Source organism: Alkalihalobacillus alcalophilus ATCC 27647 = CGMCC 1.3604 (genome assembly GCF_000292245.2).
Lineage (GTDB): Bacteria > Bacillota > Bacilli > Bacillales > Bacillaceae_D > Alkalihalobacillus > Alkalihalobacillus alcalophilus.
In genome coordinates this window covers 1-25,106 of the sequence record NZ_ALPT02000061.1, presented here as the reverse complement: position 1 = coordinate 25,106, position 25,106 = coordinate 1, and the positions used below count along the sequence as shown (strand labels likewise).

Genomic DNA, 25,106 nt, shown 5'->3' with positions numbered 1-25,106 from the left:
TTAGGGTGCGAATAAAGGGGAATAAGTAATGAAAAGGGGAAGAAGCTGAAATTAAGGTGCGAATAAAAGGGAATAAGTAATGAAAAGTAAGAGAGTAGGAAATTAAGGAGCGAAAAAAGGGTAATAGGTAATGAAACTTGTGAATTGGGCGGATTACGGTGCAAAAAAAGACTTCTCAAATTTTGACGTTGCTGAAAAAGTGATTACGGCAGCCGTTTAAGCAAAATGTACCGCGAAAACATCGGAGAAGCCGAAATTTTAACGATTTTAAAAGAACTCCTCCCACACTATACAAAGGAACGGAATAAAGAAGAGTATTTCGGAAACTATTTGATCCGAGCGGAAGTGATTAAAGCAACGACCGATGGAACAAATTTTCATCAGTAATAGATAGAAAAACAGAGTGCTAGTCGGCTCTGTTTTTTCTGTATAAAAATATAACCATAACGCTAATTTCACTTGCCCAAGTTCTGACACTCGCTCATACAAATCATCATAAACTAGCATTATCGAATGTTAGGAAAGGGTGGAAATGATTGAAAGCGAGCGATGAGCACATAGTAGAAAGCCATGCAAGACAAACATTTGGACAATTACCATTTAGCTTTTATCAATCAATCAAAGAAAAGGATTCAACGGTAATGTATGAAGCGAAACAAAGCGGTTTTGAGGTTTTATTTAAAGAAAAGGAAGTCTGGATTCATTTATATCAAAGCGATCAAGAAGAAACCGATCTTGACGAAAGGAAAACAAAAGGAGTCACACTCATTCTCCAATTTAAGAACCCACAAGCAACAATGAAAATCGAAGCAAGAAAGAAACAAGCAGGAACGGTGAATTTCTTTTGCGGAAACGATCAAAATAAGTGGAAAATAAACATCGCGACTTATGAGGAAATAGCCTATTATGACGTGTGCCCAGGCATTGATCTCATTTTTTACGGGAAAAACGGTCGGTTTAAATATGATCTGGTTTTAAAACCAGGAGCTTCTGTTGAGGACATTTGTTTGGTTTATCAAGGAGCGGATGCGCTTACGTTAAATGAGGAAGGAGATTTATTCCTTCACACGCCGTACGGAACTTTAGTTGATGAGAAGCCGATTTGTTATCAGATGATTGATGGAAAGAAGTGTGAGGTTGAGGGGGCATATCGGTTAGACGGGGAGGAAGTTTGTTTTGAAGTCGGGGAGTATGAAGCGAGTTATTCGTTGATTATTGATCCGATATTGGTGTATTCGACGTATTTGGGGGGAGGAGATAGTGATATCGGATATGAAATTGCCGTGGATGACGATGGAAATGCGTATGTGACCGGCTATACTTTTTCGACAAATTTTCCGACGACCGCTGGAGCATATGATGAGAGTTTTAACGGGATTATTGATGTGTTTATAAGCAAACTCAATCCAAGCGGAAAGGGATTAGTGTATTCGACGTATTTAGGGGAAGTAGTTTTGACATTGGAAATGGAATCACGGTCGATCAGGAAGGAAATGCGTATGTGACTGGGATTACAGCTTCGACAGATTTTCCGACGACAAGTGGAGCATTCAGTGAAAGTTATAATGGAGGATTTTCGGATGCATTTATTAGCAAACTGAATCCGAGCGGGACGGGATTGGTCTATTCGACGTATTTAGGAGGGAATGATACTGATGAAGGATATGAAATCGCACTGGATGAAGGAGGAAATGCGTATGTAGTTGGATATACAACATCACCGGATTTTCCGACGACCACAGGAGCGTTTGATCCAAGTTATAACGGAATTGGCGATGCATTTATAAGCAAATTGAATCCGAATGGGACGGGATTGGTGTATTCAACGTATTTAGGAGGAAGTAGTTTTGATGAAGGTCAGGGAATTAAGGTCGATGAGGATGGAAATGCATATGTAGTTGGATATACAACATCAGCGGATTTCCCAACGACCGCCGGGGCATATGATCAAAGCTATAACGGAAATTTGGATGTGTTTATCAGCAAACTGAATCCGAGTGGAACGGACTTAGTGTATTCGACGTATTTAGGGGGCACAGGAGATGACTGGGGAATTGGAATTGCCATCGATCAGGGTGGAAATGCGTATGTGACGGGGTATACAGAATCGGCCAATTTCCCAACGACAAGCGGGGCATATGATCAAAGTTTCAACGGAAGTATTGATGTGTATATAACGAAGCTCAATCCGAGTGGAACGGACTTAGTGTATTCGACGTATTTAGGTGGGAGTGATGCTGATCTAGGGCGTGGAATTGCGATCGATCAAGGAGGGAATGCCTATGTGACCGGGAATACCACATCACCGAATTTCCCAACGACCGCTGGAGCCTTTCAGAATAACTTAACAGCTTCAAATGATGTATTTGTAACAATTATCAATTCGATTGGAAATGCCCTTGTGTATTCGACGTTTTTAGGGGGAAGTGCTGATGAAACTGGGTGGGGAATTGCCGTCGATCAATTTGGGAGTGCTTATGTGACTGGGGCAACAAATTCAATTGATTTCCCGACAACTCCGATGGCTCAGCAAACATTTAATGCGGGTAGTGACGATGTTTTCGTGACAAAAATTGGTTTGCCTTTTCAAATGGTGCAAGGGGTAACCGGTCCGACTGGCCCACGCGGTCCGCGTGGAAAAGACGGCAGATTTCCGCCAAATGTTTTACCTCCATTTAGAAGCTGCTGCCGTAGAAGGCACCGATTCGAGCGCCGTTCATTTTAGATTCATTAAGAGTATTAAAAAATTCATATTAAGCAATAATTTACAATAAGCTCAGAGTTAAGTCGCTCTGAGCTTATTACGAGTTACATAATTTCAAATCAAGAAACGTTTCATTTAAGTCCGTACATGGCGATTTATGATTTGGTCGTGCCAAAAGACAACATGCTTCGTCAGATTAATGACCTCGTCGATTTTTCCTCGTTCCTAAACGCTGCCCTCCGCTTTTTAATCACTGTGTTCTTGGATGAATGTTTCGACTTTTTCTTTGACGAGTTTGATGTTGTCGATTTTATTTTGATAACAGGCTTCACTTAAATCGACGGGATACTCTTCAGGGTGAAGGGTGCGTTTATACTCATCCCACAGTAAGTGCAATTGGCTTTCTGTATAACTGCGTATTTTTTGTAGTGATGGCAATTCATAAACGAACTTTCCGTCTTTAAAAATAATCTCATGTAAATCGACCGCATCAAAATGGCGTACATATTTGCTGATAAACGTATGAACTGGATGGAACATATGCAGGACTTCCTCATTTTGAGGATCTTCATGTTCAAGGGTAATATAGTCGCCCTCGGACTTTTTCGTATAACGGTTTATAATTCGATACACTCTTTTTAGCCCTGGTGTTGTTACCTTTTCTGGGTTTCCACTTATTTTGATCGTATCTAGCATCGTTTCATTTTCATCTTCTATTGAGACGAGTTTATACACAGCACCTAAGGCTGGCTGATCGTAGGCCGTAATTAACTTTGTACCAATGCCCCAAATGTCAATTTGAGCTCCTTGTTGTTTGAGGTTCATAATTGTTGATTCGTCTAAGTCATTTGAAGCGACGATTTTCGTGTTTGGATATCCGGCTTCATCTAACATTTTCCTTACTTTTTTAGAAAGGAAGGCTAAATCTCCACTATCGAGTCGAACTCCTTTGAAGTTAATTTTATCACCAAGTTCATTGGCTACTTTTATCGCATTCGGTACGCCTGATTTTAAGGTATTATATGTATCGACCAAAAAGACACAGTCTTTATGACGACGAGCATACTTATGGAAGGCTGTATATTCATCACGATACGCTTGGATCATCGAGTGAGCGTGTGTTCCAGCTATAGGAATGTTAAACATTTTCCCGGCCCGAACATTTGAAGTCGCATCAAATCCTCCAATAATCGCAGCACGAGTTCCCCAAATAGCGGCATCCATTTCTTGAGCTCGTCTTGTACCGAACTCCATCGCGGTTGCATCACCAAGAACATGTTTAATACGAGCTGCTTTTGTGGCAATCAATGTTTGGTAATTCACGATATTTAAAATCGCTGTTTCAATGAGTTGAGCTTCTACTAAAGGGGCTTCAATTCGAATTAAAGGCTCATTGCCAAAGACGATTTCGCCTTCTTTCATTGAACGAACTGTACCAGTGAATCGAACAGTTTTTAAATAATCGAGAAAATCTTCTTTATACCCACAATCATCACGTAAGTAGTTAATATCAGACTCGCTGAAGTGAAAGTTTTGCAGGAAATCAATAACTCTTTCCAAACCAGCAAAAACGGCATAACCATTACCGAAAGGAAGCTTACGGAAAAAAAGTTCAAAGACTGCTTTCCTTTCATGAACATTGTCTTCCCAATAGGTTTCGGCCATATTAATTTGGTATAAATCAGTGTGTAAAGCTAAACTATCATCTAAATATTGCTTTTTCATTCTGGAACCTCCATTTGTTTAAACCATTTAGAAGCTTACCGCTTAATCACCTTTGCTCCTAAACTATTCTCGAAATGACGCAAGGCCCATTCGTGACCTTGTCCATCGAAACTAGCAACAGCTTTTTCATAAATAACGACTTCAAACCCTTTATTATAAGCATCGACAGCTGTATGAAGAACGCAAATATCAGTACAAACGCCAACTAAATGAACCTCTTTGACGCCTCTTTCACGTAATAAAATTTCTATGTTTGTCCCAGCGAAAGCCGAGTACCTTGTTTTGTCTATCCATTTAACATGAGGCAATTGTTGAAACTGCTCATATACCTTTGCTAATTTTCCATATAAAGATCGTCCTTCTGTCCCTTTAATATTATGAGCAGGAAAAAGTTTAGATTCTGGATGGAATGGGTCGTCTTCTTGATGGCAATCAATAGCAAAGATAGTGAAATCACCTTGCTCAATAAATGTTTTGGTTATTTCAGTAATGGCATTTTCAATGGCTTGACCAGGTTCTCCACAAGTAAGAGCTCCATCTGTTAGGACAAAGTCATTTGTATAATCGATATTAATGAGTGCTTTTGTCATTTATGATACCCCCTTATTGTATGGTTCATTTCCTTCTTTTATTATAATCCCTTTAAGCAAGTAAAATAAAGGAAGAGCTCGCAATTGGTTTTGCCTCAATTGGATCCGGTAATAGAATGGCTGATGAGACCCACATAGAAAGAGCGAAGAGGACATTGAAAAACATCCCTACCGGTTAAACAGTACATCTAAACTGTGGCGATTCGTAATGAAAACGAGCGGTGTGTTCGATTACGGTACGAATAAAAGGTGATAGGTAATGAAACTTGAGGATTTGCCGAATTACGGTGCGAATAAATAGGGATAGGTAATGAAACTTGAGGAGTCGCCGAATTACGGTACGAAAAAACGGGGATAGGTAATGAAAATGATGAAAACCCCCACTTACAGCTCGAATAGGCTATGCATCAACAGTGGCAACTACCTTATTTAATAAAGAAATAAAATGCAAAGTTTCGTCAGCCACATGTTAAAGAAGTTTCAAGAGTTGAAACAATATATTTTAACTAACAGGTGTTTTTAAGGTTATTAAAAGAGTCGTTTGTGGTGATTTGGCAATCTTGACATCATATTAAAATATGTTATTGTAGGTATACGGGGTATATGTATAAAAGAAACGAGGTGGGGCTATGAGCGAACACTCTGCAAAGAAGACGGTACAGCCAAATAAGCAACAATTGCTAAATCGACTTAAGCGTATTGAAGGGCAAGTTCGAGGCATTCATAGTATGGTCGAATCGGACCGTTATTGTGTCGATATTTTGAATCAAATTGCAGCGGTGCAAGCGGCTCTAAATAAAGTCTCTGTTGCTTTGACAGAAGATCATACCCATCATTGTGTATCAAAAGCAATTCAAGAATGCAATGGTGAAGAAGCGATTGATGAGTTAATGACAGTCGTAAAAAGAATGATTCGTTAAAAAGTAAAGGAATTTTTTTTAGAAGTCTGAATAAACATTAAAGAGACATAGGAGGAGTACAAGATGAAAGAAGTATTGAATGTTGAAGGAATGTCATGTGGTCACTGTGTAAAAGCGGTGGAAAGCAATGTTGGAGAATTAAGCGGTGTTTCCCAAGTGAGTGTCGATTTATCGAATGGAAAAGTGGAAGTACAGTTTGATGCTGATAAAGTAACGTTGGCTCAAATTACCGAAACAATTGAAGAGCAAGGATATGACGTAAAATAAATCGATGAGGCCTCTTTGTTTATACATACAAAGGGGCCTCATTGTGTAGTTACGGGGGTGTAGTGTTTGTCTGAACAAAAGGAGATGACTCTTCAGATTGAAGGGATGACTTGTGCAGCATGTGCGATTCGAATTGAAAAGGGTCTTTCTCGAATCGAAGGGGTATTTTCAGCAAATGTGAATTACGCTTTAGAAAGATCAACAGTCACGTATAACCCCAAAGTCGTGGGGAGTCAACGTTTTGCTGAAGTCATCGCAAAGTTAGGCTATCATGCACTTAATGAAGAGGAAGAAAAGGAAAAAGAGGGATTAAAGTTAAAAGCCTATAAAAATCAAATGAGGTTATTTTGGTTTTCGCTTGTTTTAACTCTTCCTTTGTTTTGGACAATGGTTACTCACTTTCATTTCTTGTCCATTTTGTACATTCCACAAGTTTTTACTGATCCCTTTGTCCAGTTTATGTTAGCAACTCCTGTCCAATTTATCGTAGGAGCTCCATTCTATGTCGGGGCGTATCATGCATTAAGGAATAAAAGTGCCAATATGGATGTTCTTGTTGCACTAGGGACGAGTGCGGCTTATTTGTATAGTGTTTATCTCATGTTTGAAGCAAGAATAAATGGACATGTAGGGATGGTCGAACTATATTTTGAAGCAAGTGCAGTCATTATTACGTTAGTGATGCTTGGGAAGCTTTTTGAATTAAAAGCAAAAGGTCGAACGAGTCAAGCGATTAAGCAGCTATTACGTTTACAAGCAAAAAATGCCCTTGTTATCCGAAATGGTCAAGAACAACTTGTTAAATTAGAAGAAGTGGTCCAAAATGATCTCGTCCGAATACGTCCTGGAGAAAAAATACCTGTGGATGGGACGATTGAATCTGGGAGCACGGTTGTTGATGAATCGGTCATTACTGGTGAAAGTTTACCAGTTGAAAAAAAAGTCGGAGATCCTGTCATCGGAGCTACTATTAATATCAATGGGGCGATCAAAGTTAGAGCGATAAGAATTGGCGAAGATTCTGCCTTAGCTCAAATTGTAAAAGTGGTAGAGGAAGCACAAGGTTCAAAAGCAAACATTCAAAGAGTAGCGGATCGGGTTGCTGGAATTTTTGTCCCAATTGTCATTGTGATAGCACTCCTCGTTTTTACCGTTTGGTACTTTTACGTGATGCCTGGCGAGCTAGCTTCTGCTCTTATCCCCACGATTTCGATTTTAGTGATCGCTTGCCCTTGTGCATTAGGACTAGCAACCCCGACATCAATTATGGCTGGTTCGGGACGGGCCGCGGAGTTTGGGCTTTTATTTAAAGGTGGAGAGCATTTAGAAAATACACAATCGATTGATACGGTCGTCTTGGACAAGACGGGAACGATCACAAAAGGGGAACCAACTTTAACGGATGTGATCGTTTTTAATCACTACCCACGAAATCAGTTATTAAAAATAGCAGCAGCAGCGGAAAAAAATTCTGAACATCCGTTAGCAAAGGCGATTGTCACGGCCGCCAAAGCCCAAAATCTTCTTATCGAAGAACCTGACTTTTTTGAAGCTGTACCAGGTGGTGGGGTTAGAGCAAATTTTGGAGGCAAGGAAATTTTAATAGGAACTCGGCACTTTTTTGATAGGGAAGGGATTAATAGAGAAAAAGCAGAGCCGAAGTTAACAGAGTTAGAAGCGCAAGGGAAATCAGTTATTTTATTAGCGAGCAATCGCCGGTTAATTGGCCTAATGGCTGTTGCCGATATTATAAAGCCAGGTTCTAAAGGAGCCATTAGTCGTTTACGTAAACGAGGAATAAATGTCCTTATGTTGACGGGCGACAATGAAAGAACAGCTAAAATGATCGCTAAACAAGTAGGAATTGACCAAGTGATTGCCGAGGTTTTGCCAGAACAGAAAAGCGAGGTCATTCAAAAGTTACAACAACAAGGTCAAAAGGTGGCTATGGTGGGTGACGGAATTAATGATGCCCCTGCTTTAGTCGTGGCGGATGTTGGAATAGCGATTGGGACTGGAACAGACATTGCAATTGAGGCAGCGGACATCGCTTTAATGAAAGGTGATTTACATGGAGTAGCGGATGCCCTTGCCATTAGTCATATAACGATGCGAAATATTAAACAAAATTTATTCTTTGCTTTTATTTATAATTTTGTCGGGATTCCAATTGCCGCTTTTGGTTTACTAGCTCCTTGGTTAGCAGGCGCAGCGATGGCTTTTAGCTCTGTCTCGGTTGTATTAAATGCCTTAAGACTGCAGAAGGTCCGGATTGATAAGTGAGGTTTTGATGAGATAGATGATTTGTAAAAATTTGTTTTTAAAGTCTAAAAATTTTCGTTATAATAAAAGAAATATCGGATGGACTCGAGGTGAGTGGATTGAGAGAGGAACAAGAGGACACTGTCTTACTTGAACAAGAAAGCTTAACTGAAATCAAAAAGGAACACGCTCAAAAAACGAGAGCCCCTAAAAAAGGATTCAAATATTTTCTTCTCCATAAAACACCGTACATCCTCTTTGCTTTAGCCGTCTTATTACTCGGAGGCTATCATTTTCTAGTCAAATAAATCAGAAAGGAGTTGTACTTATTAAGTCAAATAGACTTTGTAGGTTCGACTCTTTTTTTCATGTCCGCTTTTATCTTGACAGAAAACGATGCGATAAATTATGGTTATGAACAATGTAATAGTGAAAGGGGTAGTACGCATGAGTGAACTATTTTTAAAGGCCGTAGAGCAAAGACGGACCGTTCGAGTTGTTGAAAAGGATTCTCCGATTTCGGACGAAAGAATTATTGAGGTAGTTTCAAGAGTTGTTAAGCATTCGCCCACCGCTTTTAACTCTCAAAGCAGCACGGTCGCCATTTTATTTGGGGAACAGCATGATACATTTTGGCAAATGACTAAAGATATATTAAAATCAAATGTTTCGCGAGAGCAATTTGAACTAACAGAAAAGAAATTAAATGGATTTCAATCAGGTTATGGCACGGTGCTCTTTTTTGATGATGAAGAAATAACAAATGCCTATGAAAAAGAAAAACCGAAATTTAAAGGAAAATTTACTGCTTGGTCTGAGCAATCATCTGGGATGCAACAAGTGGCTGTCTGGACAGCATTAGAGCAAGAAGGGTTAGCGGCATCGATTCAACATTATAATCCGATTGTTGATGAAAAAATGAAAGAGAAATGGGACATTCCAATAAAATGGCGGCTGATTGCTCAAATGCCATTTGGAATTGCTGCCGAGAATCCGGTTGAAAAAAGTTTCTTACCGATTGAAGAACGGGTGAAAGTTTTTAGGTAATATAGCTAAAGTGCGGCAAAAGATCCAAATGGGAATGGTGCCCTTCAGAGTAGAACAGCTCCCAAATTAACTTTACATCGGGTAGTTTTTAATTGACAATAATAATCTTTCTTAACTATGATGAAGAGAGATTATGTGCTTTCGGGAGAGGGGTATTGTCATGTTTTTTCAAAATAAAAATATTCTTGTTAAAGAGGGTACATCTCATTTAGTGGTCGAGCGTTTTAGTGGCGAAGGGGTTATCGAACAGCAACCAGGCTTCATTGATATGTCCGTTCTTGTAAAAAAACAACGCCGTGGCGATGAAGAAGTGATTGTCGTGATTCGTTGGGTATCAGAACAAGACTGGAAAAACTGGGAAAAAAGCGATATTCATCTTGAAGGGCATCGTCAAAGCCGTGGCAAACCAAAACCAGAGCATATTATTGAAATGAGTCAAAATCTATATGAAGTAAAAGTTTTTAAAACAGCTAGATAATAAGTACATATATCCATCAAACTTCACCACATTATGTGAATATTGATGGTTTTTTCATTTTTTCCTACTTAGTAAAATAAGAATGAGTACTTACGTTTATACTGAGTATATAAAAAACAGGGAGGCTTTGAAAATTGCTTGATTACATATTACTTCTAGTAGGGTTTGTTGTACTAATTGGAGGAGCAAATTATTTTGTTAATGGTGCATCCACTATGGCAAAATATTTATCGATTTCACCACTCGTCATTGGATTAACGATTGTTGCATTTGGGACAAGTGCACCAGAGGTTATCATCAGTATATTAGCAGCTCTGAGAGGAAGCTCTGAAATGGCGATCGGTAATGTGGTTGGTAGTAATTTGTTCAATATGACCTTTATCGTTGGGGTTATGGCGATTATTAGTCCGTTGGCGGTCCAAGATAATACGATTCGTAAGGAAATTCCGTTTACACTTTTGGCAAGCGTGACACTATTTATTTTTATGAATGATATATTTTTACACTCTGGTGCCAAAAATGTGATTACAAGAAGCGAAGGTATTATCTTTCTAGTTCTCTTTGCAGTGTTTCTATATTATATTTTAGAGGTTATTCGGAAGCAGAGAAAGAAAGAAAGAGGGAAGCAAGTAAGTATCCCTCGTGAAGAAAAGAAGTGGGGGAAAGCCATTGCGATTTCTATCTTAGGTTTACTGGCGATTTTACTTGGTGGAGAATTTGTTGTTTCAAGTAGCTCAGCGATTGCGATCGACCTTGGTATGAGTGAGACGTTAGTTGGTTTAACGATTGTTGCGATTGGAACTTCTGCCCCGGAATTAGTGACAGCTATTATTGCCGCGATAAAAAAAGAAAGCGATATTGCATTAGGAAATATCGTTGGCAGTGGTGTCTTCAATATTTTGTTTGTGCTCGGGGTTGCGGCAACTATAACACCGTTAACCGTTGATCCAAGAGTCATTTTGGATGTGATTATATTAATTTTCTTTACTCTTATTTTGCTTATCTTTTCTCGGACGAAGCATACAGTTGGAAAAGGGGAAGGAAGTATTTTGGTTCTAATGTATGTCATCTATTTAATTTATATTATTATTCGAAATTAAGATTTGCTTGGTCTATTTTAATAAAATAAAAATATAGATGTAGTAACTTCCCTTGTCCAACTTAATGTTTTCTTTACAAAACATTAACCATTTGTTTACTTTTGTCATTTAGAATAAACAAGGTATGAGGGATTTTAATTTTGGGGTTAGGAGTCGATTGGATTGGAGAGTGGAGTGCAAATTGTAGAATGGGTTCAGTACTTAATTCTTGGATTAATTCAAGGAATCACGGAACCGATTCCTGTCTCATCAAGTGGCCATCTTGTATTAGTGCAATATTTTCTCGGTTTAGAAAGCAAAGGGTTAACTTTTGAAGTATTCGTAAACTTCGCCTCATTATTTGCCGTTATTTTTATTTATCGTAAAGATCTACTTCGTTTAATTAGTGGGGCGTTAAAATATATTCAAACAAAAAGTCCGGAACATGAAAATGACTTTCGCTTTTGGGTATATCTGGTCATTGCGACAGTTCCTGCAGCAATTGCAGGGTTATTATTAGAGGACTGGATTTCGACCCAATCAGGGAAAGTGAGTATTATTGCGATTGCCTTATTACTAACAGGTGTTGCTCTATTTGTTATTCGAAAACTTAAGGGGACAAAGACGGAATCACAAATGACGCTAAAGGCGGTCATTATCGTTGGCTTAGCTCAAATGGTTGCTTTAATGCCAGGAATTAGCCGTTCAGGGGCAACGATTGTCGCAGCAATGGGACTAGGCTGGACAAGAGAGCTTGCCCTACGATTTTCTTTCTTTTTATACATTCCAGTGAGTTTGGGTAGTGGGATATTAGCATTAAATGATGTCTTTAATGACCCTTATTTTTCTGATAAAGCTTTTGGTTATGGAATTGCCTTTGTGGCCTCATTATTCGCTTCCTATTTTGCTTTAAAAATCTTTATTAATATTATGAAGAGTGGCAAATTAATTTACTTCTCCATTTACTGTTTTGTCGTTGGATTCGGAGTCCTTGGATATTTGGCCCTTAGTTAATCTGTGCGTGCTGAATGAATGGGGTTAAAAGCATACATGCCACTTGGAAAGTTTAAAATCAGGTAACGGAAATTCACTTAGGAGTAATCAGGATTAGAGCCTGATTGCTTTTTTAGTTCAGGGAAAGAAATAGCCGGCTTTTTTGTACTTTTTTTCTTGGTGCGATACACTAAAAGGAGAAATAGAAAAAACAATGACAGAAAGGGCGATAATTGTGGAGAGAAACAAAAAGATTCAATTAATTGCACTTGATATGGATGGGACATTGCTTAATTCCGATCATGAAATTTCAGAGGGAAATCAAAAAGCAATTCAAGCCGCAAAAGAATTAGGAGTCCATATCATTTTAAGTACAGGCCGTTCTCTTTTAACAAGTAAGGAGTATAAAGAGGCTCTAAAGCTGGATTCTTATCACATCACTGTGAATGGAAGTGAAATATGGAACCCAGCTGGTGACATCATGGAAAGAGCGACTCTTACACATGAAGATATTGAGCATTTGTATGGATTAATGAATACTCATAGTACCAATTATTGGGCTGTGACGGAGCATAAAGTGTGGAGAAATGAGTTCCCAGAGCAGTCATCTGACCATTCTTGGTTAAAATTCGGGTTTCATTTTGAAAACGAAGAGGTTCGAGATGCTCTTTTAGAAGAGTTAAACAAGCGTGGCGGGTATGAAATTAGTAATTCCCACCCCTTAAATCTTGAAGTGAACAAGATTGGTATTAACAAAGCGAATGCCATTAAAAAAGTTTGTGAAAAATTAGGTATCACGATGGATGAAGTTATGGCATGTGGCGATAGTTTAAATGATTTGGCGATGATAAAAGAAGCAGGTTACGGCATCGCGATGGGCAATGCCCAAGATATAGTGAAAGAAGCGGCCGATTGGGTCACATCGAGCAATAATGAAGATGGCGTTGCTAAAGCGATTGAACAATTTGTTTTAAGTAAGTGAGTGATTGCTGAAAAGCTGGAATAACTGAACGGAATAAAAGTGCTATTGGAAGCCGGACTGAATGGAGTTTATAAAACTGCATTTATCCCGGCTTTTTTTATGTTCAAAGTAAAGATAAAAGAGGAGGTAATGGTGCATTTTGGAATTTAGGATGGTGATTAGTAATAAAAAGAGTGGGTGTTCTTAATTAAAGTGCGAAAAGCATGTGATAAGTAATGAAAATCGCGGCTTGCCAAGATTAGGGTGCGAAAAGCATGTGATAGGTAATGAAAATAGTGTCTTGCAGAAATAAGGGTGCGAAAAGCATGTGATAGGTAATGAAAATCGCGGCTTGCAGAAATAAGGGTGCGAAAAGCATGTGATAAGTAATGAAAATCGCGGCTTGCAGAAATAAGGGTGCGAAAAGCATGTGATAGGTAATGAAAACCGAGTCTTGCTTAAATGAAAGTACGAAAACCGAGCAATAAGTAATAAAAGTTGCGTTCTCTTCCTAATTAGAGTACAAATACGTCCTTCATTAGCGGCCGTGAAGGGCGTGTTGCTGATGGAAAGGCTAAAAATATCTGCAAGCACTAAGCAAATTAAGAGAAAACGTGGGAAATCACTGTTTTTTGGTGAAAGTTGTCAATTCAAAGCATATTTAGGGGGAAAAACTGGAACCCTTAATAAGGTATCAAAATACTGGAGATGTTCTGAGTTTTTCTATACATATAATGAGCAGGTGGATTTGGATGTTTTTTAGATATCGTTTAAAGTTCGAAAACATCTGTTCGCAGGAGGTATTTGGATTTTGGAGATTAATGAATTATTAGGTTCTGGCCTTGTCTTACTTTTATTATTTTTTGTTGGTTTCTTTGGGACAAAATTTAGAATCCCGAGTGTAATCCTTTTTATTTTATTAGGGATTGTATTAGGTGGTTTGTTAACAGATAATCATTTGTTACATTTTGCTGGTGAGATAGGGATTGTATTATTGTTTTTTATGCTTGGGATGGAGTTCCCGATTAAGCAGCTTTTAACGGTCGCGAAAAAGGTGTTAGGACCAGGAGTGTTAGATGTCGTTCTAAGTTTTGGTGTTACGGTTTTAATTAGTGCTTTAATGGGTCTTGATTTTCTTTCATCTTTTATTGTAGGGGCGGTTGTCTATGCGACAAGTTCATCGATTACAGCAAAATTATTAGAAAGTTCCAACCGAATGGGCAATCCAGAGTCAGAATTGATGTTAGGTATCCTGATATTTGAGGATTTAGTTGCCCCCATTATGGTAGCAATCTTAGTTGGTTTTACATCAGGACAGGCGGTGACATTGGCTTCAATGTCTTGGTTAGTTGTAAAAGTTATCGCTTTAGTAGCAGGAGCGATATTAATTGGCCGCTCTGTTTTTGTCCATTTAGGTCCTTTCTTTAGACGGCATGTAAATGGAGATGGTATTATTTTATTTGTAACAGGGATTGCCTTAGCTTATGGTGGACTCGCTCTGTATTTAGGTTTATCAGAGGTGTTAGGGGCGTTTTTGGCGGGGATTATGATGGCTGAAGTGAGAAGAACCCATGAGATTGAACAAATTGTCGTTCGATCACGAGATTTATTAATGCCGCTCTTTTTCTTATATTTTGGAACGACGATTCACTTCAATGAAGGAGTTCCAATGCTTGGCTTATTATTCGTCATCTTGGTTTGGTCGATTGTAGCTAAATTGTTGGTCGGGGTGATCGGTGGTCGTTGGTATGGCTTATCGAAACGAGTCTCTTTACGAGCCGGACTATGTTTGACACCGAGGGGAGAGTTTTCGATTATTATTGCCGCACTAGCATCTGTATCATTGAAGGCTTTTAGCAGTGTGTTTATATTAGCTTCAGCGATGATTGGAATTGCTTTGTTCCAGTTTGCCCCTGATATATCTAAGAAAATTTATGGAGAGCCGAGTTCTAAGGATGGGGTAGAAGTCTCTCAATAAAGGAAAAGTGAGTGATAAAAATGAGCTCGATGAGAAACATTGATTTAAATCAATTAAAAACGGTCAAAGATGAAATGACTCGATTTTTGATGGCGTATAAGTTTGCCTTAGATGAAATGGGAACTAAGATCAATATTTTGCAGCAGGAGTTTGAATACATTCACGAATATAACCCAATTGAACATACAAAATCTCGCTTAAAAGAACCTGAGAGTATTTTGAAAAAAGTGATGCGAAAAAATCACTCTTTTTCAATAGAAAGTATAAAGGAAAACATTCAAGATATCGCAGGCATTCGAATTACTTGTTCCTTCATTTCGGATATTTATGTAGTTGCTGATATGTTAAAACGGCAAAAAGATATTGTCGTATTGGAAACGAAGGACTATATCAAAAATCCAAAGCCAAATGGCTACCAAAGCTTGCATCTTATTTTGCAAGTACCGGTTTATATGTCTGATCGGGAGGAGCTTGTTAGTGTAGAAGTTCAAATTCGAACGATTGCGATGGATTTTTGGGCGAGCTTAGAGCACAAAATTTATTATAAATTTAATAAAGAAATACCTGTACAATTATCAAACGAGTTGAAAACAGCGGCTACGACAGCTGCAGCTCTCGATCGTAAAATGGAACAGTTGCATAAAGAAGTTTCTGAAATAAAGAAGTTAGATGAGGATGAAAACTTAAACCATTTGCTTGATATTTTTGGAGTAGAAGGACAGAGGTTGCAAATTCCTAATGACCTTATTAAAAAGTTGGAAGGGATAACAGAAGGAAAAATAAAAAAAGCCTAAGCTATAATCAAATAACAACGAATTGTTGCTTGGAAACAGCTTAGGCTTTTATTAATTTGATTTAAATGGACTACGATTATGTTCATACGTTAAAAATTCACAAAAAACATTAATCGCTTGTTGTGGCTCTTCTTCTAATGAACGAATGTAGCGCTTTTTTACATCTTCCATTACATTTGAGCTTTTTTCAATTCGATTCTTCATATATGCAATACCTGTGCGGTGAACTTCTTTAGTTTTAATGGAAGACTCCTTTAATAGCGCGAAGCCTAAAGCCCCTAAAATCGCATAAAGGACGATAGGAATCATCTTTGGTGCTGTATCAGGAACAATCGCTACTAAAAAGAAAATGTTAATAATTGAAAATCCAATTAAAGGGAAGGAGACAAAGCTAAAGCCAAGGCTCTTCTTTAACATGGGAGCGATATGTTCTTGAATCTCTTGAATTTCTTTTTGAATAAATTCAGGTGCTTGCCTGATTGAAAAAGGATTCATGGTATTCCTCCTCAACTTACAAGAAATGATTTTCCTTTCTCCTAGTATAAAGTACAATACCCACTTAGGACAAACGAAACACACAAGAAATTGCTTACATTTTAATTAAATATCTTTTGGCTCAGTCGTTCTTTTGATAAAGAAAGTTAGAATCAAGGCAACAATCGCAAATATTAGGCCTATTTTAAAGGCGGCCTGTACTCCAGCTGTTAAGCTCATCGCAAAATCATTTAATGTAGGTTCTCCAGTAACATTGTCAATCAAATAATTACTTCTTCCATTTGACATAATGCTGATGAATAAGGCAACACCAATCGCCCCTGCTACTTGTTGAAGAGTGTTTAAGATAGCTGTCCCATGTGGATAGTATTTTCTTGGCAATTCATTTAATCCATTTGTTTGAGCAGGCATCATTATCATAGAAATGGCGACCATTAATAAACAATGGTAAATGACAAAGAGGTAGACGGGTGTAGTCGTCGTAATTGTCGTAAATAAAAATAAGACGATTACGAGTAAGGCAGCCCCAGGTCTTACTAAATACTTAGGTCCAAACTTATCAAATAACCTTCCCATAAGAGGGGACATTAATCCGTTTAGAAGTCCTCCTGGTAATAAGGCTAAACCAGCTGCGAAAGCTGTAAGTGCCATTGCCCCTTGTAAAAACATAGGAATTAATATCATTGTTGAAAACATTGACATCATCACAATGATGAGGAGAATCGTTGTGATTGAAAACATAGGTGATTTGAAAGCACGGACGTCTAACATCGGTTCGTCCATCTTTAATTGCTTCCAAACAAACAAAATAAGGGAAACTACCCCGACAATAATCGTGCCATATACTTCTGGATTAGCCCAACCACCAGTTCCTTCTCCAGCACTACTAAACCCAAAGACAATACCACCAAATCCTAAAGTGGATAGAAGAATTGAAAGAATATCTACTTTTGGTTTCGTCACATCGGTTACATTTTTTAAGAAAATGAAGGCGAAAATAATCGAAAAGAGGGCAAATGGTATAACGGTAAAAAATAACCAACGCCAATTCAAAGCTTCAAGGATTACTCCTGATAAGGTTGGACCAAGCGCCGGTGCAAACATGATGACTAAACCCATTGTTCCCATCGCAGCTCCACGTTTTTCAGGTGGATAAAGTACTAAAATTGTGTTCATCATAATCGGTAGCAATAATCCGGTTCCACTTGCTTGAATTAAGCGGCCAATCAATAACGTGGTAAAATTAGGAGCAAAACCACTAATTACCGTTCCGATAGTAAAGAGAACCATGGCTCCAATAAACATTTGTCTCGTTGTAAACCAGGAGATAAGTAAAGCTGATACGGGAATTAAGATCCCGACAACTAACATAAATCCAGTTGATAACCATTGAATTGTCGCTTCGCCAACTTGGAATTCCTCCATAAGTTTTGTCAAAGCAACGTTTAATAAGGTCTCATTCAAAATCGCAAAGAAAGCACCAATAATAAGAGCAATCATAATCGGAGCTCGTTTGATATCAGGTCGCTCTTTAAAGTTTATATCTTCAGTTGTTCCAGTATTCACACTGTTCCTCCTCGTATAAGTTGATCTTTAGTATTCATCGAATCATGGACTGTTTGATTAAATAAAAATGGCTTGAAATGAATGGGGTAAGTCATTTTTAGGATAACCACAAAGAGGTATTTATCTTCAAGTATTTGCTTCCGAGATAAGTAAGCTTTTAACAGTCTAGATAATGATAATGAGTTATGAAGAAAGCGTCAATTAATTGAACTTAAGTAAGGGTTTACATTTAAAAGAAAAAAGGACCAGCCCCTGAATTATTTATTTTATGAATTTTCATACAAAAAACTCGATTTGGGTATTCATTTTTTATAAATCGGTTTAGAGATTTTTTAATTTATTAGATAAAAAATAAAAAACAGGTCTAATATACTAGATAATTAGTAATGATTTCAGGAGGATTGTCGATATAATAGAGAGGAGCTTTCTGAACTCGTTATTGAAACGAAAAGGGGTATAAAGATGAGTTTATTCAATCGCAAAAAACAAAAGCAAGCGAATGACCGCAATACTGAATGGTTTGAACAGTTAAATTTAATTGAATTAAATGAAGACGCAATAAAATATTTTAAGAACTATCAAAGTTTAAGTTATTTAGGTGTTGATGAAACCGATATGCGGATACTCCGGTGGTTAAAGCCATTTGTAGAGGAACAGCTTGATGAAATTACGGAACGTTTTTACTCTATTATTATCGAACAAGAGAATTTGTTAGAAATTATTGAGAGACATAGTACGGTCGAACGTTTAAAGGAAACGTTAAAAATTCATATTTTAGAGCTGTTTAGTGAAGACATCGATGCTAAATTTGTGGAAAAGCGTTCACGAATTGCGAAAGCTCATGTACGGGTTGGTTTGGAAAGTAAATGGTATGTGGCCGCTTATAATCAACTACTAATCATGTTTACAAAATTGGTGGAGGCACAGCGTCATAATGGTGTGGATTCAGTCAGAGCATTAACAACGATTTATCGCATCATTAACTTTGAGCAGCAGCTAGTGTTAGAAGAGTATGAAAAAGAAAATCAACGTCTAAACGATCATGAAAAAAGCGAAAAAAATAAAATTATTAAAAAGTTGAATGATCAGGCGGCGACTTTGGCAAATGTGTCACTTCATAGTGAAGATTTAGTCAAAGAACTTGCAAGTCAATCTGAAGCGGTTAGTGGCTTAGCAAAAGATGGGGCTGAGTTGGCAACGAATGCAGAAGGGCATGCTTCTCACGGAAGAGAGCAAATGACAAAACAAGCGAAAAATATGGAAACGGTTATGAATAGTATTGAAGATATAACAAAAGGTTCGCAACGCTTAACAACCTTTGCATCGGAAGTTCACAATGTGATTGATATCGTCGAAAAAATCGCTGAACAAACGAATTTGCTCGCTTTGAATGCCTCTATTGAAGCTGCTCGTGCTGGGGAGTATGGCCGAGGTTTTGCGGTTGTTGCCGATGAGATTAGAAAATTATCTGAACAAACAAAACAGACAACAAGGAATGTAACTGAACTGATCACAAGAACGAATGAACAAATTGAAACCGTCTCAGAACGTGTCTTTGAAGTGCGCTCGGTCGTTGGAAGTGGCATGGAAGGAATGAAAGACACAGAGCAGTCGTTTCATGAAATTTGGCTTGCGATGAAGACATTGAAGGAACAAAATGAGAAAATGGAAAAAGAGCTAGATAGTTTTGTATCAGCCGTAGGAGAAATAGGAAAAGCTTCAACAGAAGTCGCTAGCTCTGCAAAGGAATTAGATTTACTTGGTGAGAATGAATAGATAATCAATTTGGCTGCGTCCATTAGAAGCTCGAGAAAAATCGGTCTGCCTATCAAGTCAAAAAGCGACTTTCTAGTCAGCCCTGTATTTTTTCTCGCTTCTGGGCAACGGACTGCGCTTTTTAATCAATCTGGCTGCGTCCGTTAGAAGCTCGAGAAAAATCGCTCATCTGAATGAAGACAAAGAGCGTCTTCATCAGCTGTTCTTATTTTTTCTCGCTTCTGAGCAAACGGACTGCGCTTTTTAATCAGCTGTTAACGATTGTTCCACCATTAATGTGAAGCACTTGCCCAGATACATAAGAAGAATCCTCTGAGGCTAAATAAACATAGGCGGCAGCTAGTTCAGCTGGTTGTCCAGGTCTTCCCATTGGCGTATCAACACCAAATTTAGCAACATCAGAGGCTGGGAAGGAGGCAGGAATTAATGGTGTCCAAATTGGTCCAGGAGCAACAGCATTTACTCGAATTCCGGTTGAGACAATACTTTCGGAAAGGGAACGAGTTAAAGAAACAATCGCTCCTTTTGTGGCCGAATAATCGATTAACACTGGATTTCCTTTATAGGCAGTAATGGAAGCTGTATTGATGATCGTACTTCCCTTTTTTAAATGAGGCATGGAAGCCTGAATAAAATAAAAGTAAGCAAAGAAGTTAGTTTGAAAAGTTCGATGAAGTTGTTTAGATGAGATTTGTTCAATTTTTGTTTGATAATGTTGTTCAGCTGCGTTATTTACAAGGATATCAAGTTGTCCAAAAGTATCGATGGTTTTTTGGACGGCTTGATGACAAAAAGATTCATCACTAACATCGCCACTAATTAGTTCACATCTACTTCCTTTCGCTTCAACGATTTTTTTCGTTTCCTTAGCATCTTCATGTTCATCAAGATAGACTATTACAACGGAAGCCCCTTCTTTTGCATAGGCAATCGCCACGGCTCGTCCAATCCCGCTATCACCACCCGTAATCAAGGCTACTTTATTTTGAAGTTTGTTACTTCCAACATAATTAAGGTTATCGAATATTGGTTTAGGGTTCATTTCAGATTCAAACCCGGGTTGCCTTTGCGTTTGTCCTGGTTGCCCTGAAGTTTGCACTTGACTAAAGTCTTGCTTACTCATAAAATCGCTCCCTTATATGATGATAGACGTTATAATTCTTTCATTTCCCTATTTTTTCAAAAGAAAACAACCACTCTTAAGCATAAGTAGTTTCTCATGATTGGAAGGAAATTATTCCTTTTTTAAATGAAAACGCTCTATTCAATAAAAATTTAAAACACTAGGAAAATAAATAATTGTAAGCGTTTATAAAAACTGACTATTGTAAGTAAAGCTTGTTTTGTTATGGTATAATCTTTACGGAACAGTTGGATAATGATCCTTATATAAGGGTTAATGGATAGAAAGGGTGTGTGAGCGTTATGTCAAAACAACAAATCGGTGTTATTGGTTTAGCTGTAATGGGCAAAAATCTCGCTTTAAATATTGAGAGTCGCGGCTACTCTGTATCTGTTTTTAATCGTTCATTTGATAAAACAGAAGAATTTTTAAAAAATGAAGCAGAGGGTAAAAACTTTAAAGGGGCAAAAACGATTGAGGAATTTGTGCAATCATTAGAGTCTCCTCGTAAAATTTTATTAATGGTTAAGGCGGGTGCTGCAACAGATGCAACGATTGACTCGTTAAAGCCATTCCTCGAAAAAGGAGATATCCTTATCGATGGAGGTAATACTTATTATGAAGATACGATTCGTCGAAATAAAGAATTAGAAGAAACCGGCCTTCACTTTATTGGGACAGGTGTTTCTGGTGGAGAAGAAGGAGCTCTTAAAGGACCTTCGATTATGCCTGGTGGACAAGAGGAAGCTTACAAATTGGTAGAGCCAATCTTAACAGCTATTTCAGCAAAAGTTGACGGCGAAGCTTGCTCGACTTATATTGGACCAAACGGTGCTGGTCATTATGTCAAAATGGTACATAATGGTATTGAATATGGTGACATGCAACTTATATCTGAAGCTTATTTTATTCTAAAGAACTTATTAGGCTTAGAGGCGAACGAGCTTCATGAAGTTTTTGCTGAATGGAATAAAGGTGAGTTAGATAGCTACTTAATTGAAATTACAGCTGATATTTTTACAAAAGTAGATGAGGAAACAGGTAAACCACTTGTTGATGTTATTTTAGATACAGCTGGTCAAAAAGGAACAGGAAAATGGACAAGTAAGTCAGCACTTGATTTAGGTGTTCCATTACCAGTTATTACGGAATCCGTCTTCGCGCGTTTTATTTCAGCAATGAAAGAAGAACGTGTGAAAGCGAGTAAAGTATTATCTGGACCTGAGATTAAACCTTTTACTGGCGACAAGAAGACTGTTATTGAAGCGGTTCGCAAAGCTCTTTATATGAGTAAAATTGTTTCATATGCACAAGGTTTCGCTCAAATGAAAGCAGCATCTGAAGAGAATGATTGGAATTTACGTTACGGCGATATCGCGATGATTTTCCGCGGTGGTTGTATTATTAGAGCTCAGTTCTTACAAAAAATTAAGGAAGCTTATGATAATGAGGCGGACTTAGCGAATCTATTATTGGATCCGTACTTCAAAGAAATTGTAGAAAACTATCAAGGTTCATTACGTGAGGTCTTAGGATTAGCAATTCAGTCTGGTATTCCGGTACCTGCATTCTCAAGTGCACTTGCTTATTATGATAGCTATCGCACTGAGACTTTACCAGCTAACCTATTACAAGCTCAACGTGATTATTTTGGAGCACATACGTATCAACGTATCGATAAAGATGGAATCTTCCATACGGAATGGTTTGAAAAATAAAAGCAATATCAATACACTCTTTTCTACTTGATTAGGAAAGGGTGTTTTTTTGAGTGTGATTTATCCGTTATGTAGGTCAGAGGATTTGGTACAATATTTTAAAAGAGTATGATTTATCAGATTGTATATTCTGAATATATTGTCAAAATGTGACGATTAGTGTTATGATTGATAAGTTGATGAAAAATTATTGAGTGTTTTTACAAAGATAGACAGTATTTTTAAAAAAATCAGAAAAAAATGTAGTTATTAGTAAGTTTATAATATATTAGGAAATGATAAAAATACCCATATTTTCTAGGCATAAGTCCTAGCAATCGACTGAGAATGGAAATTCATTAGGGATAATTAATGGTTATACTAGAGTTAGTAGAAAAGAAGAGAGGTGAGTGAGTGATGAAAAATAAGAAACTAATCGCAGCGTTTGTTATTGGTGCTGTACTAATCGGAGCTGGAGTCTTAGCAGACCCATCAGCTTTATCAGGAGACAGCTTAGTCATTAATATCTTACCACATGCTCATTAATTATAAGTAAATACAGATGAGAAAAAGGCTATCTCAAAAGGTTATTCAACCTTTTGAGTAGCCTTTTTTGTTCGGTAAAGACTTGTTGGAAAGGACGGTTCTGGATCTGGGAGATTAGAGTGCGAAAAAGGGCGGATAAGTAATGAAAAAGTTGGATAGTGGAGATTAGAGTGCGAAAAAGGGCGGATAAGTAATGAAAAAGGAGAGTGGGCCAAATTAGGGAGCGAAAAAGGGCGGATAGGTAATGAAAACAGTGAACGGGCCAAATTAGGGTGCGAAAAAGAAGGAATAGGTAATGAAAAAGGAGAGCGGGCCAAATTAGAGTACGAAAAACAACGAATAAGTAATGAAAAAAGGAAACGGTACAAATTAAGGTGCGAATCCAGGCTATCATTGAAGCTAGTCTTAAAAGTGGACATAAAAAAGTTCTTACTATACTTTAGTAAGAACTTCTTTTACTTTTTGTTCGGCGATATTGACTAACTCGTCTTTCTTTTCTAATCGGAAGAGGACGATGGCTTGTTCAATTAGTTCTTTTCCTTGATCTGTTTGATCCTCAACTAATAAACAATATCCTTTATGATACGTACATTCGCCTAAAAGGTAGAGTAACCCATTTTGAATGCAAAGTTTTCTTCCTTTATCAGCTAATTCTATCGCATGTTTAAAGTTTTTTAAGACAGCTTCGGCAATGGCATAATTGTATAATAGACGAACTTTAATTCGTGGGTTTAAGTCTGGAATATGGTTTGTTTGCTGTAAGGCACGCTCATAATAATCAATGGATAGTTTAACTTCTCCTTTTAACTCATGGACTGCTGCAATAGAGTTGAGAATTTGAATTTCCTCTTGGGAATAGCTTCCTTTTCCGTTATAGGTTAATTCTAGGGCTTGAAATAATAGTTTGAGAGCGAGAGTGTAGTCTTTGAAAACATAAGCAATGGCTACACCTTTATGCCATAAAATAAATTGTTTCATATCAGCACTATCAAACAACGGTTTTCCTTCTTCGGCTAAAATCAGATTGTAAACTTCTTCATAATTTCTATCGACTGTGTTTCGTCTAATCTCTTGAATAAAATCCTGGATATAGTCATATTGCGGGTTATCACCTGCTTGAAAAAAATGATTCATATCGACGCCAAGACGTTTAGAAATCGAATGGAGTGTAGTCGATAGTGGGATGAATTTTCCAGCTTCAATATTACTTATTTGCGCCTGTGTACAAATTCCTTCCGCTAATTCACATTGAGTAAGGCCTTTGAGAGAGCGGTAAAACTTAATGTTCTTACCTATCGTATCGATGTTAATTGAAATCACCCTCTTTAGTCAGTTTCTTAAATAAGCACATGATTGTCATCTAAAATTATTTTACCACAATGATAGGGACACTAACATTATTTGAAATTTTACAATGATTATAGTATTTACTATACATATTTTCGACGAATCTGTCATGGATGATAGGGCCTATCTATTCGAGTTATTTTGTCATATTTTTCTATGACAAAATAACGGCAGCGAGTAAGTAGAACCTAATAAGAATAGCGCTAAAAAAGTAAATGATTGTCAATCGAACAAAAAAAGCTCAAAACCTAATGATTTATGGGTCTTTAAGCTTTTTTTGAATAATTTTTAACTAAGTGCTTTTTTATCATTTCCCGACAGAAGACTCCCTCTTCAATCGTGTGAAGGGAGAAGTCCAACGATAAGGGGGAGATGAATGGCGGTTGGCGGTAGCCAAAGAGATTCTTGTTAGGGTATAATAAGAACATACATTCCTATCGGAGGTGAAAACAATGGTCCTCAAGAAAGCATACAAATTCCGTATTTATCCAACCAAAGAACAGGAAATCTTCATTGCTAAAACAATCGGTTGTTCTCGTTTTGTCTTTAATCGCTTTTTAGGGCAATGGAACGATACCTACCAAGAAACAGGCAAAGGGCTAACATATTCTTCTTGTTCGGCTGAATTAACCCAACTAAAAAAGGAATTCGTATGGCTAAAAGAAGTGGATAGCATTGCCCTTCAATCCTCCCTGAAAAATCTTGCTGATTCCTATACTCGATTCTTCAAGAAACAAAATAAAGCGCCACGCTTCAAA

At 37.7% G+C, this 25,106-nt stretch carries 21 protein-coding genes and 2 pseudogenes; 17 read left to right on the top strand and 6 right to left on the bottom strand.

Translation table 11 applies throughout. The features are described 5' to 3' along the window. Positions 1-207: 207 nt before the first annotated feature. The 3 genes and pseudogenes from BALCAV_RS21745 to BALCAV_RS15160 form a co-directional block, all read left to right on the top strand. Positions 208-387, top strand: a pseudogene (locus BALCAV_RS21745) (sulfite reductase); the annotation flags it as partial. Positions 388-536: 149 nt separating this feature from the next. Next, positions 537-1,505 carry a DUF7948 domain-containing protein gene (locus BALCAV_RS21270; protein WP_052044400.1) on the top strand — a complete coding sequence of 323 codons (969 nt, stop codon included), beginning with the start codon at positions 537-539 and terminating at the stop codon, positions 1,503-1,505. Continuing rightward, entirely contained in the window at positions 1,421-2,725 is a 1,305-nt protein-coding gene (locus BALCAV_RS15160) for an SBBP repeat-containing protein (RefSeq protein WP_407920846.1), read from the top strand. Before BALCAV_RS21270 ends, BALCAV_RS15160 begins: the two co-directional genes overlap by 85 nt. Positions 2,726-2,950: 225 nt before the next feature. Here the strand turns inward: BALCAV_RS15160 and BALCAV_RS15155 are convergent, their stop codons facing one another. Together BALCAV_RS15155 and BALCAV_RS15150 are read right to left on the bottom strand one after the other, a co-directional pair. Beyond that, the gene (locus BALCAV_RS15155; protein WP_003322476.1) at positions 2,951-4,429 is read right to left on the bottom strand and encodes a nicotinate phosphoribosyltransferase; all 1,479 of its coding nucleotides are present in this window, start codon (positions 4,427-4,429) and stop codon (positions 2,951-2,953) included. Between the two features lie 35 nt (positions 4,430-4,464). After that, positions 4,465-5,019, bottom strand: a complete 555-nt coding sequence (locus tag BALCAV_RS15150) for a cysteine hydrolase family protein (RefSeq protein ID WP_003322475.1) — start codon at positions 5,017-5,019, stop codon at positions 4,465-4,467. Positions 5,020-5,648: 629 nt separating this feature from the next. Here BALCAV_RS15150 and BALCAV_RS15145 point away from each other — a divergent pair. The 10 genes and pseudogenes from BALCAV_RS15145 to BALCAV_RS15090 all read left to right on the top strand — a co-directional run bounded on the left by BALCAV_RS15145 (position 5,649) and on the right by BALCAV_RS15090 (position 15,798). Then, on the top strand, positions 5,649-5,939 hold the full coding sequence (locus BALCAV_RS15145) for a metal-sensitive transcriptional regulator (protein WP_003322473.1): 291 nt from the start codon (positions 5,649-5,651) through the stop codon (positions 5,937-5,939). Positions 5,940-6,002: 63 nt separating this feature from the next. Then, positions 6,003-8,489, top strand: a pseudogene (gene copZ, locus BALCAV_RS15135) (copper chaperone CopZ). A gap of 89 nt (positions 8,490-8,578) precedes the next feature. Further along, positions 8,579-8,776 (top strand): hypothetical protein, encoded by a 198-nt coding sequence (locus BALCAV_RS15130; protein ID WP_136446032.1) that lies wholly within the window; start codon positions 8,579-8,581, stop codon positions 8,774-8,776. 139 nt (positions 8,777-8,915) lie between these two features. Beyond that, positions 8,916-9,515 (top strand): nitroreductase family protein, encoded by a 600-nt coding sequence (locus BALCAV_RS15125; protein ID WP_003322469.1) that lies wholly within the window; start codon positions 8,916-8,918, stop codon positions 9,513-9,515. A 160-nt stretch (positions 9,516-9,675) separates the two neighbouring features. After that, the gene (locus BALCAV_RS15120) at positions 9,676-9,993 is read left to right on the top strand and encodes an antibiotic biosynthesis monooxygenase (RefSeq protein WP_003322468.1); all 318 of its coding nucleotides are present in this window, start codon (positions 9,676-9,678) and stop codon (positions 9,991-9,993) included. Positions 9,994-10,127: 134 nt separating this feature from the next. After that, complete coding sequence (locus BALCAV_RS15115) at positions 10,128-11,093, top strand: calcium/sodium antiporter (RefSeq protein ID WP_003322467.1); 966 nt, start codon at positions 10,128-10,130, stop codon at positions 11,091-11,093. Positions 11,094-11,255: 162 nt separating this feature from the next. Next, the gene (locus BALCAV_RS15110) at positions 11,256-12,086 is read left to right on the top strand and encodes an undecaprenyl-diphosphate phosphatase (protein WP_003322466.1); all 831 of its coding nucleotides are present in this window, start codon (positions 11,256-11,258) and stop codon (positions 12,084-12,086) included. 208 nt (positions 12,087-12,294) lie between these two features. Beyond that, positions 12,295-13,047: a Cof-type HAD-IIB family hydrolase gene (locus BALCAV_RS15105; RefSeq protein WP_040324086.1), complete on the top strand. Its 753-nt coding sequence runs from the start codon at positions 12,295-12,297 to the stop codon at positions 13,045-13,047. Between the two features lie 790 nt (positions 13,048-13,837). Beyond that, complete coding sequence (locus BALCAV_RS15095; RefSeq protein ID WP_003322463.1) at positions 13,838-15,004, top strand: cation:proton antiporter; 1,167 nt, start codon at positions 13,838-13,840, stop codon at positions 15,002-15,004. A gap of 20 nt (positions 15,005-15,024) precedes the next feature. Next, the gene (locus BALCAV_RS15090) at positions 15,025-15,798 is read left to right on the top strand and encodes a GTP pyrophosphokinase (RefSeq protein WP_003322461.1); all 774 of its coding nucleotides are present in this window, start codon (positions 15,025-15,027) and stop codon (positions 15,796-15,798) included. 51 nt (positions 15,799-15,849) lie between these two features. Here BALCAV_RS15090 and BALCAV_RS15085 read toward each other — a convergent pair whose 3' ends face one another. After that, positions 15,850-16,293: a YwnF family protein gene (locus tag BALCAV_RS15085; RefSeq protein WP_003322460.1), complete on the bottom strand. Its 444-nt coding sequence runs from the start codon at positions 16,291-16,293 to the stop codon at positions 15,850-15,852. Positions 16,294-16,398: 105 nt separating this feature from the next. Further along, positions 16,399-17,793, bottom strand: coding sequence for an MDR family MFS transporter (locus BALCAV_RS15080; RefSeq protein WP_081939305.1), 1,395 nt, complete (start codon positions 17,791-17,793; stop codon positions 16,399-16,401). A gap of 528 nt (positions 17,794-18,321) precedes the next feature. Here BALCAV_RS15080 and BALCAV_RS15075 point away from each other — a divergent pair. Then, complete coding sequence (locus BALCAV_RS15075) at positions 18,322-19,635, top strand: globin-coupled sensor protein (protein ID WP_003322458.1); 1,314 nt, start codon at positions 18,322-18,324, stop codon at positions 19,633-19,635. Between the two features lie 247 nt (positions 19,636-19,882). On the opposite strand, the gene BALCAV_RS15070 is transcribed toward BALCAV_RS15075, so the two are convergent. Continuing rightward, the gene (locus BALCAV_RS15070; RefSeq protein WP_003324475.1) at positions 19,883-20,758 is read right to left on the bottom strand and encodes an SDR family oxidoreductase; all 876 of its coding nucleotides are present in this window, start codon (positions 20,756-20,758) and stop codon (positions 19,883-19,885) included. 302 nt (positions 20,759-21,060) lie between these two features. Between BALCAV_RS15070 and gndA the strand changes: the two genes are divergently transcribed. Beyond that, positions 21,061-22,476, top strand: a complete 1,416-nt coding sequence (gndA, locus tag BALCAV_RS15065; RefSeq protein ID WP_003324474.1) for an NADP-dependent phosphogluconate dehydrogenase — start codon at positions 21,061-21,063, stop codon at positions 22,474-22,476. Between the two features lie 396 nt (positions 22,477-22,872). Continuing rightward, a complete protein-coding gene (locus tag BALCAV_RS23125) occupies positions 22,873-23,001 on the top strand; it encodes a hypothetical protein (RefSeq protein WP_268746820.1) in 129 nt (42 codons plus the stop codon). 432 nt (positions 23,002-23,433) lie between these two features. Here the strand turns inward: BALCAV_RS23125 and BALCAV_RS15060 are convergent, their stop codons facing one another. Continuing rightward, positions 23,434-24,321 (bottom strand): helix-turn-helix domain-containing protein, encoded by an 888-nt coding sequence (locus BALCAV_RS15060; protein ID WP_003324145.1) that lies wholly within the window; start codon positions 24,319-24,321, stop codon positions 23,434-23,436. Positions 24,322-24,800: 479 nt separating this feature from the next. Between BALCAV_RS15060 and BALCAV_RS15055 the strand changes: the two genes are divergently transcribed. After that, positions 24,801-25,106: helix-turn-helix domain-containing protein (locus BALCAV_RS15055; RefSeq protein ID WP_040324082.1), on the top strand; the 306-nt coding region annotated here is incomplete at its 3' end.

Bases quoted from the DNA above. Each gene is read 5' to 3' on its own strand.
- gndA (WP_003324474.1), top strand. From the start codon at position 21,061: ATGTCAAAACAACAAATCGGTGTTATTGGTTTAGCTGTAATGGGCAAA.
- BALCAV_RS15085 (WP_003322460.1), bottom strand. From the start codon at position 16,293: ATGAATCCTTTTTCAATCAGGCAAGCACCTGAATTTATTCAAAAAGAA.
- BALCAV_RS15080 (WP_081939305.1), bottom strand. From the start codon at position 17,793: ATGATTGCTCTTATTATTGGTGCTTTCTTTGCGATTTTGAATGAGACC.
- BALCAV_RS15090 (WP_003322461.1), top strand. From the start codon at position 15,025: ATGAGCTCGATGAGAAACATTGATTTAAATCAATTAAAAACGGTCAAA.
- BALCAV_RS15120 (WP_003322468.1), top strand. From the start codon at position 9,676: ATGTTTTTTCAAAATAAAAATATTCTTGTTAAAGAGGGTACATCTCAT.
- BALCAV_RS15145 (WP_003322473.1), top strand. From the start codon at position 5,649: ATGAGCGAACACTCTGCAAAGAAGACGGTACAGCCAAATAAGCAACAA.
- BALCAV_RS15075 (WP_003322458.1), top strand. From the start codon at position 18,322: ATGAGTTTATTCAATCGCAAAAAACAAAAGCAAGCGAATGACCGCAAT.
- BALCAV_RS15150 (WP_003322475.1), bottom strand. From the start codon at position 5,019: ATGACAAAAGCACTCATTAATATCGATTATACAAATGACTTTGTCCTA.
- BALCAV_RS15155 (WP_003322476.1), bottom strand. From the start codon at position 4,429: ATGAAAAAGCAATATTTAGATGATAGTTTAGCTTTACACACTGATTTA.
- BALCAV_RS23125 (WP_268746820.1), top strand. From the start codon at position 22,873: ATGAAAAATAAGAAACTAATCGCAGCGTTTGTTATTGGTGCTGTACTA.
- BALCAV_RS15125 (WP_003322469.1), top strand. From the start codon at position 8,916: ATGAGTGAACTATTTTTAAAGGCCGTAGAGCAAAGACGGACCGTTCGA.
- BALCAV_RS15070 (WP_003324475.1), bottom strand. From the start codon at position 20,758: ATGAGTAAGCAAGACTTTAGTCAAGTGCAAACTTCAGGGCAACCAGGA.